We start from the raw sequence: 16,701 nt of genomic DNA, 5'->3' as shown, positions 1-16,701 counted from the left end.
TGTTTGCGAGCCTAGTCTGCCGAATAGCGCTGTTCGGCCCAGGGATCGCCGCGGTTATGATAGCCGCGGACTTCCCAAAACCCCGGCGCGTCCTCAGTCACGAATTCGATGGCCTGCAGCCATTTGGCGCTCTTCCAGAAGTACAGATGCGGCACGACGAGCCTGACAGGGCCGCCATGCTCGTCCGACAGCGGCTCGCCCGACCAGCTATGCGCGAGCAGCGCATCCTCGGCGGCAAAATCTTCCAGCGCAAGGTTGGTGGTGTAGCCGTCATAGGAATGCAGCACCACGAAGCGCGCGTCCTCGCGCGGCTGGCAGACCGCGAGCAACTCGCGCGTCGCCAGCCCTTCCCATTGATTGTCGTAGCGCGACCAAGTCGTCACGCAATGGATGTCGGAGGTGAACTGATCCTGCTTCTGGGCGGCGAACTCGGCATAGGTCCAGAATATCGGAGTCTCGATCGCGCCGTAGACGTCCAGCCGCCAGCGCTCGCGCGATACCGGCGGCACCACACCGAGATCGAGCACCGGCCAGTCCTTTGTCAGATGCTGACCAGGCGGCAGCCGTTGGTCCTCGGGGCGCGCGATCCTGCCGGTGAGGAAGCGGCCCTCGCGCGCCCATTTCTCCTTGGTGCGCGTCAGCTTGCTGTCGGATGGCGTTTCGTCGGCCATGGCCTGCTCGAAGTCGGCTATTCGTGGCGATGCATCGCGGATTCGCGCTTGGTGTCGCGCATGGTGGAATAGATGATCAGCGACAGGAAGATGACGCCCGCAAGGTAGTAGTAGAACCACTGCTCATGCCCGATGGTCTTGAAATAGAGCGCGATCGCCGGCGCCGTGCCGCCGAAGATCGAGACGGTGATGGCATAGGGCAGGCCGACGCCCAGCGCGCGGACATTGGTCGGGAACAGCTCGGCCTTCACCACCGCGTTGATCGAGGTGTAGCCGGCGACGAACAGCCAGGCGCAGCAGATCAGGATGAACGCCATGAACGGCGACTTGGTCTCCTTCAGCGTCATGAGCAGCGGAACCGTCGCGAGCGTGCCGGCGACGCCGAAGAAGATCAGCAGCGGCTTGCGCCCGATCTTGTCGGAGATCGCACCGTAGATCGGCTGGAGGAGGGTCGCGAAGATCAGCGTGCCGAAGATCACGAAGGTCGTCTGGTCCTCGGTCAGCCCGACCGAGAGCTTGACGAAGGTCTGCATGTAGGTGGTGAAGGTGTAGAACGCCGCGGTGCCGCCGGCAGTCAGGCCGACCACCAGCAGCAGCTCGCGCGGATAGCGCAGCAGATTGGTGATCGAGCCGGTCGGCTTCACGACCTTTTTGGCTTCCTCGAAGGCTTCGGTCTCGTGCAGATTGCGCCGCATCACCGCGGCAAAGATCGCGAGCGCCGCGCCGATCGCAAACGGAATACGCCAGCCCCAGGCCTTGAGCTCATCGGGTGTGAGGAAGACCTTTTGCAGGAGCAGCAGCACGATGATCGCGGTCAGCTGGCCGCCGATCAGCGTGACGTACTGGAAGCTGGAATAGAAGCCGCGATGCCTGGGATCGGCGACCTCGCTCAAATAAGTGGCGCTGGCGCCGTATTCGCCGCCCAAGCTCAGGCCTTCGATCACGCGGGCGAGCGCCAGGATCACCGGCGCAGCGAAGCCGATCGTCGCATAGGTCGGCGTCAGCGCGATGATCAGCGAGCCGAAGCACATGAAGACCACCGACAGGGTCAGCGAGATGCGCCGGCCGTAATGGTCGGCGAGGTAGCCGAAGAACCAGCCGCCCAGCGGGCGCATCAGGAACGTCGCCGCGAATATCACGGCGGCATTCAATTGCTGGACCACGGGGTCGTTGCCGGGGAAGAAGGCCGGCGCGAAATACAGCGCGAACGCCGTATAGGCGTAAAAGTCATACCATTCGACGAGATTGCCGATCGAGCCGATGAAGATCGCCTTGATCCGCCGCTCGGCGTCGGCGATGTCGAAATGGTCGGAGGCCGGTTGGTTTACTTGCACTGTCACGTCCGGCCTCCCAGAAATCCGTTGTCTGGGTGCCTACATCGCCTTTCCCAGCAGAAATGGCAACTGGCGGGGTCCTCGCACCGTGCCCTGCGACCAGGTCACGGTCCCGGCAGGATCGAGCCGGAAGTCCGGAATCCGCTTCAGCCATTCCTCAAGCGCAACCTGCATCTCCATCCGCGCCAGGTTGGAACCGACGCAGCGGTGGATGCCGAGGCCGAAGGCCGCATGGCGATTCTCCCGGCGATCGATCACGACCTTGTCGGCGTCCGGAAACATTTCTGGGTCCCGGTTGGCCGCCGGGAAGGACAGCAGCACCATGTTGCCCGCCTTGACCGGACAGCCCGAGATCGTGGTCTCCTTGACCACTTCGCGGGCCATCGTAACAGGCGAATAGGCGCGCAGCAGCTCCTCCACGGCGGTGGGAATCAGCTCCGGCTCGGCGATCAGCCGCTCGCGATCTACAGGCGTCCGGGCGAGATGCCACAGCGAGGAGCCGATCGCGCTCCACGTGGTGTCGATGCCGGCGATCAGGAGCAGCCGCAATGAGCCCAGCACGTGCGACTCTTCCAGCGGCTGGCCTTCCCGGTCCTTGGCGTTCATCAGATAGGAGATGAGGTCGTCGGTCGGCTTCGACCTGCGCTCTTCGATATGCGTCCTGAAATAGGCGCTCATCTCCTGCACGGCCTGGAGCAGCTTGGTCTCGTCCCTGATGCCGAGCTCCAGGATCATGTGGATCCAGTTGATGAACAGATCGCTGTCGCTCTCGGGAATGCCGAGCATATGCGCGATGGCCCGAACAGGGATGTATTTGGCGTAGCGCGCGGCGGCGTCGACCTTGCCGCCGGCAATGAACCCGTCGATCAGCTCGTTGCAGATCGCCCGCATCCGCGGTTCCAGCTTTTTCATCGCATCCGGCGTGAACGGCGGCAGCAGCAATTGCTTGGCCGGCTTGTGCACGGGCGGATCCGACGTGATCGGCGGGGCCGCGTTCCTGGCGACCTCGGGCCGGACGTCGCGGACGATGATTCGGCGCGAGGAGAAATGCTCGGTGTCGTTGGCAATCTCGCGCACCGCCTCGTAGGTCGTCGGCATGTAGCAGCCCAGAAAGCGCTCCGTGTGCACGACCGGGCTTGCGGCGCGCAGCTCCTCCCAGATCGGAAATGGATCGTCCGTCCATTGCGGATCGGTATGGTCGAAGTCGTTGACCCAGTCGGTCACGGGCGGATGGGCGGCGGGCTGGCTCACGTCGGACATGGCAGGAAGATCCCTTGAAAATCCATTGGGGCTCGTGTTCGCAGAAGCTACGCAAAGCGCGCGCGGGCAGGGGCGCGCTACTCCTCGATCACATCGATCGCGATTTCCGGGCAATTGGATTTGGCAAGCCACGCCTTGTCCTCGAGGCCCGGCGGAACCGTGCCGTCTCCGGCCTCGTGGGCGTTGCCGTATTCGTCGAGCTCGAACAGCTCCGGTGCCAGCGCCTTGCAGCGCGCGTGGCCCTGGCATTTGTCGGGATCGACGTGAACTTTCAGTCGCGCTGCCATTGCGGCTCCCTCGGTCGTGTGCGCGTAGCCCGACGGGCGGCGCGTTCCTCTTGTCTGTTGTCTGCGGCATTTGCCGCTCATTCTAAGTTATATACTATTACATTCGCGACAGGCTTCCCCTGTCAAGCGCAAACTTATAGGCTTGCCCGTAACATGCGATCACAACTCGCCCGCAAGCCCGAGAACACCTACCACCATGGCGATCTCCGTGACGCCCTGATCAAGGCCGCGTTGCGCGAGGCGGAGCGGGGCGGGGCGGAAGCGATCAGCATCAAGGCCCTGGCAAAGCAGCTCGGCGTCTCGCAGCCGGCGCCCTACCGCCATTTTGCCGACCGCGAGGCGTTGCTGACCGCGGCGACGGCAGAGGCGTTCCGGCAGTTCAGCGCGATGTTGCGCGAAGCCATGATCAAGCCCTCGAAGCAATCGAAATTGTCACGGCTGGCGCAGGCGACGCTCGACTTCGGTCTGCGCCGTAACGGTGTCTACCGCTTGATGTTCGCGTCCCGCACCGTCTCATGCGCGGCCAAGGGCAGCGAGCTGCACGAGGCCACGCGGGAGACTTTTGCGCTCGTGATCGAAGCGCTGGAGGCGCCCGCGGTCGGCTATTTGCGCGAGCGTCAGGCCCTCAAGATCTGGGCGGCGTTGCATGGCGTGGTGATGCTGGCCGAGCAGGGCCTGTTCACCGGCGAGGCGGCGCATGCCACGCGCGAGGAGCTGGTTGAAGATTTCGTCAACGAGACGAAGGCGGCGCTCGCCGTTGCGATCAAGGACGCGCAGCGCCGCAAGAAGGCAGGCGCTTAGGCCTTCGCCTTCAGCAGTCCCATCAGCTTGTCAACCGCGCTGTCCGGCGTCGTCACGACCGGACGGCCGGTGGCTTGCGCGACCAGCGGTGCTGATGACGCGATGCTGAACTGAGCCAGCGCAATGACGTCGCAATCGCGCAGATCCTTCGACGCTTCGACGATCAACCGGTCGTGGGTGGCGCGGTCGCCGCGATCGAGTGCGGCCAGCGCGCCCTCGGCGAGTTTCGGCACGATCTGGACGGACGCCGGAAACTCCGGCGGCATCGACACCAGCGTCGGTGGAAAGGTCGAGAGCAGGCCGATTTTTTTGCCCATCGTCACGGCCCGTTCGATCATGGCTTCATTCGGCTTGAGCACCGGCATCGGCGCATGAGCGCGGGCGACGGCCTCGATGCAGGGGCCGAAGGCCGAGCAGGTGAACAGGATCGCGTTCGCTCCCGTCGCGACTGCATAGTCGCCGAGCGCAAGGAAGCGATCGGTCATGGCGTCGTTGAGCTTGCCGTCACGCGCCAGATCCGCCGACAGACTGTCGTCGAGCAGGTTCATCAGCCGCGCCTCCGGCCAGGCGAGCGCGAACGCCGCCTCGATCGGGGCGATGGAGTGTTTAAGGGCGTGGATCAGGGCGATGCGCATGGGTGTGGTCATTGAAACGTGCTTACCCGGGTCTTGTGCCCGGACGCAGCGCAGCACGAAGTGATGCGATGCAGAGCCGGGGCCCATTCTCTTGGAGCGTTAGAAGCCGTGGCTGGGTCCCGGCTCCGCGGAGCAGCGTTGCACACTGCTCCGCGTCCGGGACACGAGCCCTTTCTATTTGAACGGCACCGCGTACATCAAGCCGCCCTTGGTCCAGAGGCCGTTGAGGCCACGCTCGAGCTTGAGCGGGCTCGCCTTGCCGACGTTGCGCTCGTAGATCTCACCGTAATTGCCGGTGGCCTTGAGCACCGTGACCAGCCATTTGTTGTCCAGCCCAAGCCGCGAGCCGAGGTCGCCGGAGGCCCCTAACAGCCGCTGGACGGCGGGCGCCTGCGACTTCGTCATCTCGTCGACATTGGCCTGGGTCACGCCGAGCTCTTCGGCTTCGATCAGGCCGTAGTGCAGCCAGGTGACGATATCGCTCCAGACTTCGTCGCCGTTGCGGGTGAAGGGGCCGAGCGGCTCCTTGCTGATGGTCTGCGGCAGCACGACGTAATCGGCGGGGTTCGGCGCCGCGGTCGTCACGGCTCCGGCGAGCGCCGAGGCGTCCTGGGTCATGGCGTCGCAGCGGCCGCCGAAGAAGGTCTGGTACATGGTATCGACGCGGTCGAACACCAGCGGCTTCCAGTCGATGCCATTGGCGCGGCCGTAATCGCCGAGCGTGACTTCGTGCGTAGTGCCCTGCGCTACGCAGACGGTGGCGCCTTTGAGGTCCTTGATGTCCTTGACGCCGAGGTCTTTCTTCACGACAAATCCCTGGCCGTCGTAGAAGTTGATCGGGCCCTGGCGCAAACCGAGCGTGACGCCGCGCAAATATGTCTGCGTCGAATTGCGATAGAGCACGTCAATCTCGCCCGACTGCAGCGCAGTGAAGCGGTTCTGCGCCGTCAGCGAGACGTAGCGCACCTTGTTGGGGTCGCCGAGCACGCCGGCTGCGAGTGCACGACAGTAATCGACGTCGAGGCCCTTGTAATTGCCCTGCGAGTCCGGTGCCGAGAATCCGGCGAAACCGGCGCTGACGCCGCACACCAGCGTGCCGCGGCTCTTGACCGTGTCGAGCGTCGCCGCCTGGGCGATCACCGTCGATGCCGCGAGCACGCCCGCTGCGATAACCATTTTCCTCATGATGCTACTCTCCCCTCAGTGATTGACACTACGCAACACAACGTCGATGGCCGTGCCGAGCTTGTCGACGATCAGTTCGATCTCGTCCGCGGACGCGATATAGGGCGGCGCCAGCAGCACATGGTCGCCGCGGATGCCGTCGGCGGTACCGCCGCCGGGATAGCAGCCGAGGCCATTGGCGAACGCTTCCGCCTTGATCTTCTGATGGAGTTTGAGCGCCGGATCGAACGAGGTGCGCTTGGCACGATCGGCGACAAGCTCGATCGCCCAGAACAGACCGCGGCCCCTGATGTCGCCGACATGGCGGTGATTGCCGAAGCGCTCGGTGAGCCGCTGCTCGAGTTGCTTGCCGCGCAGCTTCACTTGCGCAAGCAGATTGTCCTCGCGGATCACGTCCTGCACGGCGAGCGCGGCCGCGCAGGCGAGGGGATGCGCCAGGTAAGTGTGGCCGTGCTGGAAGGCGCCGGAGCCGGCGCGGATGGTGTCGATGATCGCTCTGCTTGCCAGCATCGCGCCGATCGGCTGGTAGCCGCCGCCGAGACCTTTCGCGATCGCCTGGATATCCGGCGCAATGCCTTCCTGCTCCCAGGCATGCGTGGTGCCGGTGCGGCCCATGCCGCACATGACCTCGTCGAGAATGAGCAGCGCGCCGTGCTTGTCGCAGATCTCGCGAACCGCCTTGAAGTAGCCGTCCGGCGCCGTCACCGCGCCGGCGGTGGCGCCGACGACGGGTTCGGCCAGGAACGCGGCAACCGTGTTGGGACCAAGCCGCTCAAACTCGGCTTCGAGCTCCGCGGCAAGGCGTGCGACGAATTGCGCATCGGATTCACCGTCGAGTTTCTCGTGATAGGCAAAGGCCGGCGTCACATGGCTGAAGGCGGCCGAGAGCAGTGGGGCGTAGGGCGCGCGGCGCCAGGCATTGCCGCCGGCAGCGAGCGCGCCGAGCGTGTTGCCGTGATAGCTCTGCCGCCGTGCGATGAAATGCTGGCGCTGCGGCTCGCCGCGCTCGATGAAATATTGCCGCGCGAGCTTGATGCTGGCCTCGATCGCCTCCGATCCGCCGCTGACGAAATAGGCGTAGGCGAGGCCGCCGGGCTCATGGCCGACCAGCGTTTCGGCGAGCGCCTCGGCCGGCTCGGAAGAGAAGAAGGCGGTATGGGCATAGGCGAGGGTCGAGGCCTGCTTTGCCATCGCCGCGATCACGCGGGGATGTTGATGCCCGAGGCAGGACACCGCCGCGCCGCCGGAAGCGTCGATCACGCGCCGTCCGTCCCCGGCAAAGAGATAGACGCCTTCGCCGCCAACCGCCACGGGCGGCGTTTCGCGCAGCGAACGATGCAGCACGCGGCTGGTGCGGGCGCTCATGAGTCAACCTTTCTCTGCGACATAAGTGGAGGCCGCGGCGAGCCGGCCCTCGGTATTTTCCAGGCGCTTCTTGGCGGCCGAGCCGCCGAGCGCGAACGTCACCGCCGCCAGCGACTGCGCGATCGCAATCGCCCCGGTGAGGCTCGGAAAGAAACCAGGGGAGGAGGCCGCTTCGAACAGCAGCACGTGATCGGCGCCCTCGGCCATGGGTGCCAAGAGACTGTCCGCGATGGCAATCAGCGTTGCGCCGGCGCGATGGGCCGCTTGTGCAACGCGAACGCTGGCATGTGTGTAAGGCAGGAAGCCAACGACGATGACGGCCTCGCCGGGACGGAAAGCCCCGAGATCCAAATCGTCGGGACCCGAGGTGCCGACGATCTGCACCTGTTCGGGCCGGAACAGTCTGAGCTCGTAATTGAGCAATTCGGCAACGCTGCGACAGCTGCGATAGCCCGCAATCCAGATCCGGTTTGCATCGTGCAGCGTGCGGGCCGCGTCCGCGATCGCCTGCGCGGAGATATGCGGCAGGCCCGCAGCTTCGGCTTCGAGCTTGTCGGTGATGAGTGCAACATCGGCATTCGGGCCGTGGCGGCGGCTCTTGGCGCGACCGGAGAAGGGCGAGGTCTGGGACGGCCGTCGTTCCTCGGTCAGCGCCGCGCGCAATTCGTCCCAGCCGGAGTAGCCGATCGCCTTCGCAAGCCGCGTGAATGCGGCGGGATCGGCGCCGGCCTCTGCCGCAAGATCACGCATCGAGCGGGTGGTGGCGTCGTAATCATTGGCCGCGACGAAACGTCCGACCTCCTGCAAGCGCAGGGGGAGTGATGGCAACGCAATGCGCAGTTCGCTCAACGGCGAGGATTTCGCTGATACGGCCATGAAACATTTGTTGCACGAATAAGCATTTGATGCAACAGTTGATGCGCGCTGCCGGAAATCGCTGTTTTCAGGGAGGATTTTTGTGCTGTGACCTCAGATGATCCCAGGCCGCCGCCGCGCCGCAGTTTTTTCGGCGCGCTCGGGCCGAACGAGTTGAAGGGCCTGTTCTGGCAGGTGCTGGTGGTCGGCATTGCGCTCGCCGTCATCGTCTTTCTCTGGTCCAACACCGTCACCAACCTCTCGGCCCGCCGCATCACCACCGGCTTTGCCTTTCTCGGCCGCGAGGCGGGGATGCCGATCGCCGACAGCCTGCTCGCCTACAATCCGAAAGACAGCTACCTCTGGGCCTTCGCCGTCGGCGTGGCCAATACGCTGCGCGTCGCCCTGATCGGCATCGTGCTGGCGACCATCCTGGGCACGCTGATCGGAATTTCGCGGCTGTCGGCCAACTGGCTGCTGTCTCGGCTCGCCGCCGTCTATGTCGAAGTCCTGCGCGACATCCCGCTGCTGCTTCAATTGCTGTTCTGGTACGTGCTGATGCAGGCGTTGCCGGCCGCACGCGCGGCGTGGCGGCCGGTCGAGGGCGTGTTCCTCTCCAATCGCGGCCTGATCCTGCCGGCGATCCCGATCGGGGCGCCGCAGCTCTGGGTGCTCGGCACGGCCGTGCTGGGCTTCATTGCATTTCTTGCCATCAGGCGATGGTTGGTCGCGCAGCAGATACGGGAGGGCAAGCCGCGGCCGGCGTGGCCCTTTGCGGTCGGGCTCATTGTCGTGCTGCCGGCAGCGGTGTCGTTCTTGCTCGGCGTATCCTGGACCATCGAATGGCCGCAGTTGCGCGGCTTCAACTTCGTGGGTGGGCTGACGCTCGCGCCGGAATATTTCGCGCTGCTGATTGCGCTCGTGACTTATACTTCGGCCTTCATCGCCGAGATCGTGCGCAGCGGCATCCAGTCGGTGCCGCACGGGCAGTGGGATGCCGCCCGCGCGCTCGGGCTGCGCCGCAGCTTCATGTTGCGGCAGATCATCCTGCCGCAGGCTTTGCGCGTGATCGTGCCGCCGATGACCAGCCAGTATCTCAATCTGACCAAGAACTCCTCGCTCGCGGTGGCGATCGGCTACCAGGACGTGGTCTCCGTCGCCAACACCACGCTGAACCAGACCGGGCAGGCGATCGAGGCAATCGCGCTGATCATGGCCGTCTTCCTCACCATCAGCCTCGGCATCAGCTTCTTCATGAACTGGTACAATGCGCGCATCGCGCTGGCGGAGCGCTGAGCATGACCGCGATCACCGACATGCCCGACCTGCCGCGCGCCGCCCGCCGCCCGCAAATCGGCAACCCGGTGCTGCGCTGGCTCCGTACCAATCTGTTCTCGTCGATTCCGAATGGCATCCTGACCATCGTCCTGCTGGCAGTGCTGGCCAAAGGCGTGATCGGGTTCGTGCAATGGGGCATTGCGAACGCGGTGTGGCTCACGCCGGCGAACGATTCGAGCGCCTGCAAGGCCGTCCGTGGTTTAGGTGCCTGCTGGGCGATCATTCCCGAAAAGTACCGCTTCATCCTGTTCGGCACCTATCCGTTCGACGAACAATGGCGGCCGGCGCTGTCGGTCGCGCTGTTCATCACGCTGTTCTATCTGTCCAGCCGCCGCGCGCTGTGGCGACGTGAGCTCGCCTTGCTCTGGATCGGCGCGCTTGTGCTGACCAGCGTGCTGATGTGGGGCGGGGTGTTCGGGCTGCCCTTCGTCTCGCAGGATCGCTGGGGCGGATTGCCGGTGACGCTGATCCTCGCGACATCAGGATTGGCGTTCGGTTTTCCGCTCGGCATTCTGGTCGCGCTCGGCCGGCGCTCGAAGCTGCCGGCGATCCGGTCGCTCTCGGTGCTCTATGTCGAACTGATCCGCGGCGTGCCGCTGGTCAGCCTGCTGTTCATGGCGAGCGTGATGTTTCCGCTGTTCATGCCCAGCGGATTCAACATCGACAAGCTGCTGCGCGCGCAAATCGCGATCATCCTGTTCGCGGGCGCCTATCTAGCCGAGGTGATCCGCGGCGGTCTCCAGGCCGTGCCACGCGGGCAATACGAGGCCGCCGACGCGCTCGGGCTGTCCTATTGGCGCAAGCATCGGCTGGTCGTGCTGCCGCAGGCAATCCGCCACGTGATCCCGCCGCTGGTCAACACCTTCATCGCGTTCTTCAAGGACACCAGCCTGGTGCTGATCATCGGCATCTTCGACCTGCTGACCACGGCGAAGACCGCGATCATCGATCCGGCCTGGCAGCAGTTTTCGGTCGAGGTCTATATCTTCGTCGCCGCGATCTACTTCGTGTTTTGCTTCGCGATGTCACGCTACAGCCGCAGCCTGGAGGCGACGAGCGGGAGGTGACGATGCCCGTGTCCCGGACAAGGGGCAGCGCGCGAGCGCTGCGCTGCGTCCGGGGCACGAAAGCGGCTACTTCACCCGCGGATCGATCGGTGTCTGCCCGCGCAGGCCCAGAATATCCTCCAGCACCTTCGCGCCGGCAATCACCTGCGCGTCCGCGCGCGGGGCGCCGACCACCTGCACGCCAACCGGCAGGCCGGAGGCCGTGAAGCCGCAGGGCAGCGACAGCGATGGGCAGCAGGCCAGCGTGATGGCGTAGACGATGCCGAGCCATTCGACGTAGTTCTCGAATTTCTTGCCCGCGCATTCCGCGACATAGCGATGCTCGATCGGGAAGGGCGGCACGATCGTGGTCGGTGTCAGCAGCAGGTCATAGGTCTTGAAGAATTCGATCGCGCGCGCGGTCATGCCGACGCGCTGCGCTTCGGCGCGTGCGAGCTGATCGACGGTGAGCTTAAGGCCTTCCTCGATGTTCCAGATCACCTCGGGCTTGAGCAGGTCGCGCTTGGTGCGCAGCAGATTGGCCTTGGTGATCGCGAAGTCGAACGCGCGGAGCACGTGGAAGCATTCGTGCGCCTCGCGCCAGTCCGGATGCGCTTCCTCGACGATCGCGCCGGCCTCCGCGAAACGTTCGGCGGCCTTCTGCGTGATCGCCTTCACTTCGGGATCGACGGGTGTGATGCCGAGATTGGGCGAATAGGCGATGCGCTTCGGCTTCCTGGCCGACTGGGCCGCCGACAGGAACGAGGTCGCGGGCGTCGGCATCGACAGCGGATCGTCCGCATAGTCGCCGCTCATGGCATCGAGCAGCAGCGCGAGATCCTCGACATTGCGCGCCATCGGGCCGATCACGCCGAGATTGCGATCGATGCCGGACTTGGGCGTGTGCGCGACGCGGCCGATGCTCGGCCGCATGCCGACGACGCCGCAGAAGGCCGCGGGGCTGCGCAACGAGCCGCCCATGTCGGAGCCCTGTGCGAGCCACGCCATGCCGGTGGCCAACGCCACCGCGGCGCCGCCGGACGAGCCGGCCGCCGATTTCGTCGTATCCCATGGATTGAGCGTCGCGCCGAACACTTCGTTGAACGTGTTGGCGCCGGCGCCGAATTCCGGCGTGTTGGATTTTGCGTAGACCACCGCGCCATTGGCTTCGAGATTCTCGACCATGAGGTCGGACTTGGCAGGGATATTGTCCTTGAAGATGGGCGAGCCCTGAGTGTTCAGCACGCCTGCGACGTCGGTCAGATCCTTGATCGGCAGCGGCAGGCCTGCAAGCAGCCCCCGCGCGCCGGCCGGCTTCTGCATCAGCGCCTTCGCGTGGGTCCGCGCACGATCGAGGCAAAGGGTCGGCAGCGCATTGACCTTGCCGTCAACCTCCTTGACGCGCTTTTCCACCACGTCCAGCAGCTCGAGTGGCGAGACGTCGCCGGAGCGCAAGATGTCGACGACGGTGCAGGCGGTTTCGCGGATCAGGTCTTGAGACAAGTATTCGACTCCTAAGCTTACTTTTCGCTCACAATGACGCGGATCGACTTTAGCCCCAGCCGGCGCTGATGCCGCCATCCACCGTGTAGATCACGCCCGACGTATAGCCCGCACGATCCGAGGCCAGGAATGCCATGAGGTCGCCGATCTCGCGCGCATGCGCGGGGCGGCCGAGTGGCAGGCCCTTCTGGAATTCCTTGTAGCGGTTCTCGTCGCCGAACTGGTGCTTGGCCCGCGTCTTCAGCAGCGTGACGTGGCGGTCGGTGCCGACCGGGCCGGGATTGATGCCGACCACGCGGATGTTGTCGGCAAGGCTCTTGCCGCCGAGCGCGCGGGTGAAAGCCATCAGCGCGGCATTGCCGGCGCTGCCGCAGATGTAATTGGCATCGAACTTCTCGCCCGCCGCACCGATGTCGTTGACGATGACGCCGCCGCCCTTGGCCTTCATCTGCGCGTAGACCTGCCGCGTCAGGTTGATGTAGCCGAACACCTTCAATTCCCAGGCGTGGCGCCAGGTGGCTTCGTCGATCTTGTCGATCGAGCCGCCGGGGATATCGCCGGCATTGTTGACGAGCACGTCGATGTCGGCGGCTTCCCTGGCGAGCCGGGCGACGTCCTCGGCCTTGCGCAGATCCACGACACTCGTCGCGGCATCGATCTGGTGCGCCGAGCGCAGGCGGTCGGCCAGCGCCTTGAGCTGATCGCCGCTGCGGGCGGCGAGCAGGAGGTTTGCGCCTTCCTCGGCAAACGCCTCGGCGGCGGCGGCGCCAATGCCCTTGGACGCGCCTGTGATCAGGACGCGCTTGCCACGCAGATGCAGATCCATGAGAGCTACTCACGAGGATGGGAACAGGATGAAATCAGTAGGCGCTCCGCTGCGCCATGGTCAACATTGCAGTGCAGCGTTGCACTGCTGCCGAGTTTGGTCCATTGCAGTGCGGTCAAAACGACGGCGGCTGCCGGACCAACCAAGGACGTTCTCGATGAGCAAGAAACAATACCGGATCGCAGTCATTCCCGGCGACGGCATCGGCAAGGAAGTGATGCCCGAAGGCCTGCGCGTTTTGGAAGCGGCGGCCAAGAAGCACGGCGTGTCCCTGCATTTCGATCACTACGATTTCTCGTCCTACGACTATTACGAGAAGCACGGCCAGATGATGCCTGACGACTGGAAGGACAAGATCGGCAAGCACGATGCGATCTATTTCGGCGCCGTCGGCTGGCCGGCAAAAATTCCCGATCACGTTTCGCTGTGGGGCTCGCTGATCAAATTCCGCCGCGAGTTCGACCAGTATGTGAATTTGCGCCCGGTGCGCCTGATGCCCGGCGTGCCGTCACCGCTGGCGGGCCGCAAGCCCGGCGACATCGACTTCTGGGTGGTGCGCGAGAACACCGAAGGCGAATATTCCTCCGTCGGTGGCCGCATGTTCCCCGACACCGACCGCGAGTTCGTGACGCAGCAGACGGTGATGACCCGCACCGGCGTCGACCGCATTCTGAAATTCGCCTTCGAGCTCGCGCAGTCGCGGCCGAAGAAGCATTTGACCTCGGCGACCAAGTCGAACGGCATCTCCATCACCATGCCCTATTGGGACGAGCGCGTGGAGGCGATGGCCAAGAAGTTCCCGGGCGTGAAATGGGACAAGTACCACATCGACATTCTCACCGCGAACTTCGTGCTGCATCCTGACTGGTTCGACGTCGTCGTCGGCTCGAACCTGTTCGGCGACATCCTCTCCGATCTCGGCCCGGCCTGCACCGGCACCATCGGCATCGCGCCGTCGGGCAACATCAATCCCGAGGGCAATTTCCCGTCGGTGTTCGAGCCGGTGCATGGTTCGGCCCCCGATATCGCGGGGCAGGGCATCGCCAACCCGATCGGCATGATCTGGTCGGGCGCGATGATGTTCGAGCATCTCGGCGAGAAGGAAGCCGGCAAGTCGATCGTCGAGGCGATCGAGCGCACACTGGCCGAACGCACGCTGCGCACCAAGGATCTCGGCGGCAATGCCGACACCACGGCGTGCGGCAAGGCGGTTGCGGATATGGTGGATTAGGCAGAGCTTCATCCTCTCCCCGTGCGGGAGAGGATGCCCTCAATTGTGAGGGTATTTCGCAAGCAGCTCGCCGCCGCCGGACTCCGATCCGTCGTTGCAGTCCCTGAAGGATGCATAGGTCGTCGGTGTGAAATTCACGTGGTCGGTGACGATCTTGCCGTGCGTGGATTCGATGCCCCATTCGATCAAGCCGAGCTGGAGTGACTGCAGATAGCGCATCAGATCCAGCGCCACAGCCGGGGTGTTCTTGCCCGTGCAGCCGTTGGTGGGGGTCGCATTCCATTCGGTCACCAGCGCCGGAAAGGTCCTGGCGCTAGCGCCGAACTTCACATCCCATTGCTGCCGACGGTCGAAGGCGCCGCCGACCAGATAGGGGTGAATGGCGAGCGCCATGCGGTTCGTCATGGAATCGTGAACCAGCGGAAACAAGTCATTTGTAATGCGGGCCCAATCCAGCCCGTCGAGCAACAGGATGTTGCCGGCCTTTCGTCCGCGGACGGTGTCGATCAGCGTTTGCATCTCGCTCGCCCATTCCGCCTGCACGCCGTCGCCCTTCTTGCAGGGCTCGTTGAAGAGCTCGAGCATGATAGCGCTGTCGGGAGGCAACAGGGGCGCCAGCGTCTCCCAGGCGCGCACCGTGCTGGCGGATGGCATGCATTTCAAATCCTGCGTGCCGTCCTGCTGCGCGTCGATCACCAGCACGACCGCAAAATCGTGGCTGCGCGCGAGCTTGACCGCGTCGACGATCTCATGCGCGTAACCTTGATCGTAAATGGCTCCCTGCGGGTCGAGCCCGGCCTGGCTGACATGTAAGCGGAGCGTATCCACGCCCAGGTGCTGGCGCACCTCGTTCAATTCCGTTTCGCCCCAGTAGCTGCGCTGGAGCTGTGCTGACTTGTCGATGGCAAAAAACCTCGGTGGCTTGACGAAGGCGTTGACGTCAACGCCCTTGGCCTGCCACGGTTGGCCGTCTCTGTAAAAAGTGTGCCCCTTGATGGCGATGTCCAGACCGAACGCAGCGTCGCGTGGCAGCAGGCTGACCAGCACGGCGAGAACAAAGAGCGGATATCTGAGCATGTCGAAACCGAAGTTCGCGTGAGTGTTCCGCTGAGGCGGCGGCTCCCCCGACGCCCCGCAGAAGGCGCGAGCCTTGCGAACAAAGTGCACGACCTGCGTGTACGCTGGATGAATGACCGCTTCGTCGGGCTTTCTCCAACCGACAGCGCAAGCGCGTTGCCGGGTGACAAGCCTGTCGGGAATGGCACCAAGAGGCCGTGCCGTGCCTTCGTTCAGCCCGCGATCCTCTCGATCGCCGCCTGATCCAGCCCGAACTTCTTGCCGGCCTCGATGATCTCCTGCCAGGTGGTCGGATCGACCGGAATGCCTTCGGCGAGGCGCTTCTTCTTGGTCTCGCGCTCGGGCTCGCCGGCAATCTTCACCTTGTCGACGCCGGGGCCAGGAGGCGAGCCGGTGTGCCAGGCGACGAAGCTTTCGACTTCGCTCGCGAGGTTCTCGCCGGTGCCGAGCTTGCCCGGATCGATGATGATCGAGAGCATGCCGTTGATGACGTTGTACTTGCCGTCGGACGGGCCCTTGACCACCTGCCCGCCGGAGAGCGCGCCGCCAAGGATTTCGCACACCAGCGCGAGCCCCGAGCCCTTGTGCTCGCCGAACGGCAGGATGGCGCCGTAGGGCGGGATCACGGTGTAGCGCGGATTGACGGTCGGTTTGCCCTCGTTGTCGATGATGGTGCCGGGCTCGAGCTCGACGCCCTTGTTGTGGGCGACGCGGGTTTTGCCTTGCGCGATCTTGCTGGTGGCGAGATCGAGCACGATCGGGTCCTTGCCCCGGCGCGGGATGCCGACGCAGAACGGGTTGGTGCCGTGGCGCGGATCGCTGCCGCCCCAGGGTGCCACGATCGGGCGCGAGATCACGTTGACGAAGTGGATCGAGACCAGCCCGTGGTCGATGCATTGCTCGGCCCAGTGGCCGATGCGGCCGATGTGGTGCGCGTTGGAGAGGCCGACGAGGCACACGCCGTTTTGCTTGGCGCGCGCGGCTGCCAGCTCCATCGCTTCATGACCGATCACCTGGCCGTAGCCGGTGAGGCCGTCGAGGGTGAGAAGCGGGCCGGTGTCGAGCACGATCTTGACGTGAGCGTTCACGGCGAGGCCGCCATTGACGACGCTCTGGACATAGCGCGGGATCATGCCGACGCCGTGGGAGTCGTGTCCCTTGAGGTTGGCCTCGACGAGATTGGTGGACACGAGCTCTGCTTCGCGGTCCGAGGAGCCGCCGGCCTTGACGATGGCGCGGATGGCGTTGGTGAGCGGCTCTGCCTTGATGGTGCGATAGTCGGCCATT

The 16,701-nt window shown here is 64.6% G+C and carries 16 protein-coding genes; 4 read left to right on the top strand and 12 right to left on the bottom strand.

The genetic code is table 11. The features are described from left to right. Positions 1-11: 11 nt before the first annotated feature. The 4 genes from XH91_RS24640 to XH91_RS24625 all read right to left on the bottom strand — a co-directional run bounded on the left by XH91_RS24640 (position 12) and on the right by XH91_RS24625 (position 3,552). Complete coding sequence (locus tag XH91_RS24640; protein ID WP_128952985.1) at positions 12-671, bottom strand: sulfite oxidase-like oxidoreductase; 660 nt, start codon at positions 669-671, stop codon at positions 12-14. A 17-nt stretch (positions 672-688) separates the two neighbouring features. Further along, positions 689-2,011, bottom strand: coding sequence for an MFS transporter (locus XH91_RS24635; protein ID WP_128952984.1), 1,323 nt, complete (start codon positions 2,009-2,011; stop codon positions 689-691). A gap of 33 nt (positions 2,012-2,044) precedes the next feature. Continuing rightward, positions 2,045-3,265 carry a cytochrome P450 gene (locus XH91_RS24630; protein ID WP_128952983.1) on the bottom strand — a complete coding sequence of 407 codons (1,221 nt, stop codon included), beginning with the start codon at positions 3,263-3,265 and terminating at the stop codon, positions 2,045-2,047. A gap of 77 nt (positions 3,266-3,342) precedes the next feature. Then, positions 3,343-3,552: a ferredoxin gene (locus tag XH91_RS24625; protein WP_128952982.1), complete on the bottom strand. Its 210-nt coding sequence runs from the start codon at positions 3,550-3,552 to the stop codon at positions 3,343-3,345. Positions 3,553-3,705: 153 nt separating this feature from the next. Here XH91_RS24625 and XH91_RS24620 point away from each other — a divergent pair, with 153 nt between their 5' ends. Further along, positions 3,706-4,353, top strand: coding sequence for a TetR/AcrR family transcriptional regulator (locus tag XH91_RS24620; protein WP_128952981.1), 648 nt, complete (start codon positions 3,706-3,708; stop codon positions 4,351-4,353). Here XH91_RS24620 and XH91_RS24615 read toward each other — a convergent pair. From XH91_RS24615 to XH91_RS24600, 4 genes are all read right to left on the bottom strand, one after another. Further along, positions 4,350-5,000, bottom strand: coding sequence for an aspartate/glutamate racemase family protein (locus XH91_RS24615; RefSeq protein ID WP_164933777.1), 651 nt, complete (start codon positions 4,998-5,000; stop codon positions 4,350-4,352). The two genes, XH91_RS24620 and XH91_RS24615, sit on opposite strands and share 4 nt — an antisense overlap. 162 nt (positions 5,001-5,162) lie before the next feature. Next, complete coding sequence (locus XH91_RS24610; RefSeq protein WP_128952980.1) at positions 5,163-6,176, bottom strand: amino acid ABC transporter substrate-binding protein; 1,014 nt, start codon at positions 6,174-6,176, stop codon at positions 5,163-5,165. A 12-nt stretch (positions 6,177-6,188) separates the two neighbouring features. After that, complete coding sequence (locus XH91_RS24605) at positions 6,189-7,538, bottom strand: aspartate aminotransferase family protein (protein WP_128952979.1); 1,350 nt, start codon at positions 7,536-7,538, stop codon at positions 6,189-6,191. A 3-nt stretch (positions 7,539-7,541) separates the two neighbouring features. Further along, entirely contained in the window at positions 7,542-8,414 is an 873-nt protein-coding gene (locus tag XH91_RS24600) for a MurR/RpiR family transcriptional regulator (RefSeq protein WP_128952978.1), read from the bottom strand. An 87-nt stretch (positions 8,415-8,501) separates the two neighbouring features. Here XH91_RS24600 and XH91_RS24595 point away from each other — a divergent pair, with 87 nt between their 5' ends. Together XH91_RS24595 and XH91_RS24590 are read left to right on the top strand one after the other, a co-directional pair. Next, a complete protein-coding gene (locus tag XH91_RS24595) occupies positions 8,502-9,689 on the top strand; it encodes an amino acid ABC transporter permease (RefSeq protein WP_128952977.1) in 1,188 nt (395 codons plus the stop codon). A gap of 2 nt (positions 9,690-9,691) precedes the next feature. After that, complete coding sequence (locus XH91_RS24590) at positions 9,692-10,798, top strand: amino acid ABC transporter permease (RefSeq protein ID WP_128952976.1); 1,107 nt, start codon at positions 9,692-9,694, stop codon at positions 10,796-10,798. 66 nt (positions 10,799-10,864) lie between these two features. Here XH91_RS24590 and XH91_RS24585 read toward each other — a convergent pair whose 3' ends face one another. After that, on the bottom strand, positions 10,865-12,280 hold the full coding sequence (locus XH91_RS24585) for an amidase (RefSeq protein WP_128952975.1): 1,416 nt from the start codon (positions 12,278-12,280) through the stop codon (positions 10,865-10,867). A 49-nt stretch (positions 12,281-12,329) separates the two neighbouring features. Next, a complete protein-coding gene (locus XH91_RS24580; protein WP_128952974.1) occupies positions 12,330-13,106 on the bottom strand; it encodes an SDR family oxidoreductase in 777 nt (258 codons plus the stop codon). A gap of 157 nt (positions 13,107-13,263) precedes the next feature. Between XH91_RS24580 and XH91_RS24575 the strand changes: the two genes are divergently transcribed. Next, positions 13,264-14,337 carry a tartrate dehydrogenase gene (locus XH91_RS24575; protein ID WP_128952973.1) on the top strand — a complete coding sequence of 358 codons (1,074 nt, stop codon included), beginning with the start codon at positions 13,264-13,266 and terminating at the stop codon, positions 14,335-14,337. 39 nt (positions 14,338-14,376) lie between these two features. Here XH91_RS24575 and XH91_RS24570 read toward each other — a convergent pair whose 3' ends face one another. Continuing rightward, a complete protein-coding gene (locus XH91_RS24570) occupies positions 14,377-15,414 on the bottom strand; it encodes a cellulase family glycosylhydrolase (RefSeq protein ID WP_128952972.1) in 1,038 nt (345 codons plus the stop codon). A gap of 212 nt (positions 15,415-15,626) precedes the next feature. Then, positions 15,627-16,700, bottom strand: a complete 1,074-nt coding sequence (locus XH91_RS24565; RefSeq protein WP_128952971.1) for a malate/lactate/ureidoglycolate dehydrogenase — start codon at positions 16,698-16,700, stop codon at positions 15,627-15,629. Position 16,701: the final 1 nt, after the last annotated feature.

The organism is Bradyrhizobium guangzhouense, assembly GCF_004114955.1.
In the GTDB taxonomy this organism is placed as follows: Bacteria; Pseudomonadota; Alphaproteobacteria; order Rhizobiales; family Xanthobacteraceae; genus Bradyrhizobium; species Bradyrhizobium guangzhouense.
The sequence above is the reverse complement of the archived record's forward strand: the minus strand, read 5'-3'. Positions and strand labels throughout refer to the sequence as shown.

Coding starts and splice junctions, on each gene's coding strand:
- XH91_RS24640 (WP_128952985.1), bottom strand. CDS start 671: ATGGCCGACGAAACGCCATCCGACAGCAAGCTGACGCGCACCAAGGAG.
- XH91_RS24630 (WP_128952983.1), bottom strand. CDS start 3,265: ATGTCCGACGTGAGCCAGCCCGCCGCCCATCCGCCCGTGACCGACTGG.
- XH91_RS24625 (WP_128952982.1), bottom strand. CDS start 3,552: ATGGCAGCGCGACTGAAAGTTCACGTCGATCCCGACAAATGCCAGGGC.
- XH91_RS24620 (WP_128952981.1), top strand. CDS start 3,706: ATGCGATCACAACTCGCCCGCAAGCCCGAGAACACCTACCACCATGGC.
- XH91_RS24615 (WP_164933777.1), bottom strand. CDS start 5,000: ATGACCACACCCATGCGCATCGCCCTGATCCACGCCCTTAAACACTCC.
- XH91_RS24605 (WP_128952979.1), bottom strand. CDS start 7,538: ATGAGCGCCCGCACCAGCCGCGTGCTGCATCGTTCGCTGCGCGAAACG.
- XH91_RS24600 (WP_128952978.1), bottom strand. CDS start 8,414: ATGGCCGTATCAGCGAAATCCTCGCCGTTGAGCGAACTGCGCATTGCG.
- XH91_RS24590 (WP_128952976.1), top strand. CDS start 9,692: ATGACCGCGATCACCGACATGCCCGACCTGCCGCGCGCCGCCCGCCGC.
- XH91_RS24580 (WP_128952974.1), bottom strand. CDS start 13,106: ATGGATCTGCATCTGCGTGGCAAGCGCGTCCTGATCACAGGCGCGTCC.
- XH91_RS24575 (WP_128952973.1), top strand. CDS start 13,264: ATGAGCAAGAAACAATACCGGATCGCAGTCATTCCCGGCGACGGCATC.
- XH91_RS24570 (WP_128952972.1), bottom strand. CDS start 15,414: ATGCTCAGATATCCGCTCTTTGTTCTCGCCGTGCTGGTCAGCCTGCTG.
- XH91_RS24565 (WP_128952971.1), bottom strand. CDS start 16,700: ATGGCCGACTATCGCACCATCAAGGCAGAGCCGCTCACCAACGCCATC.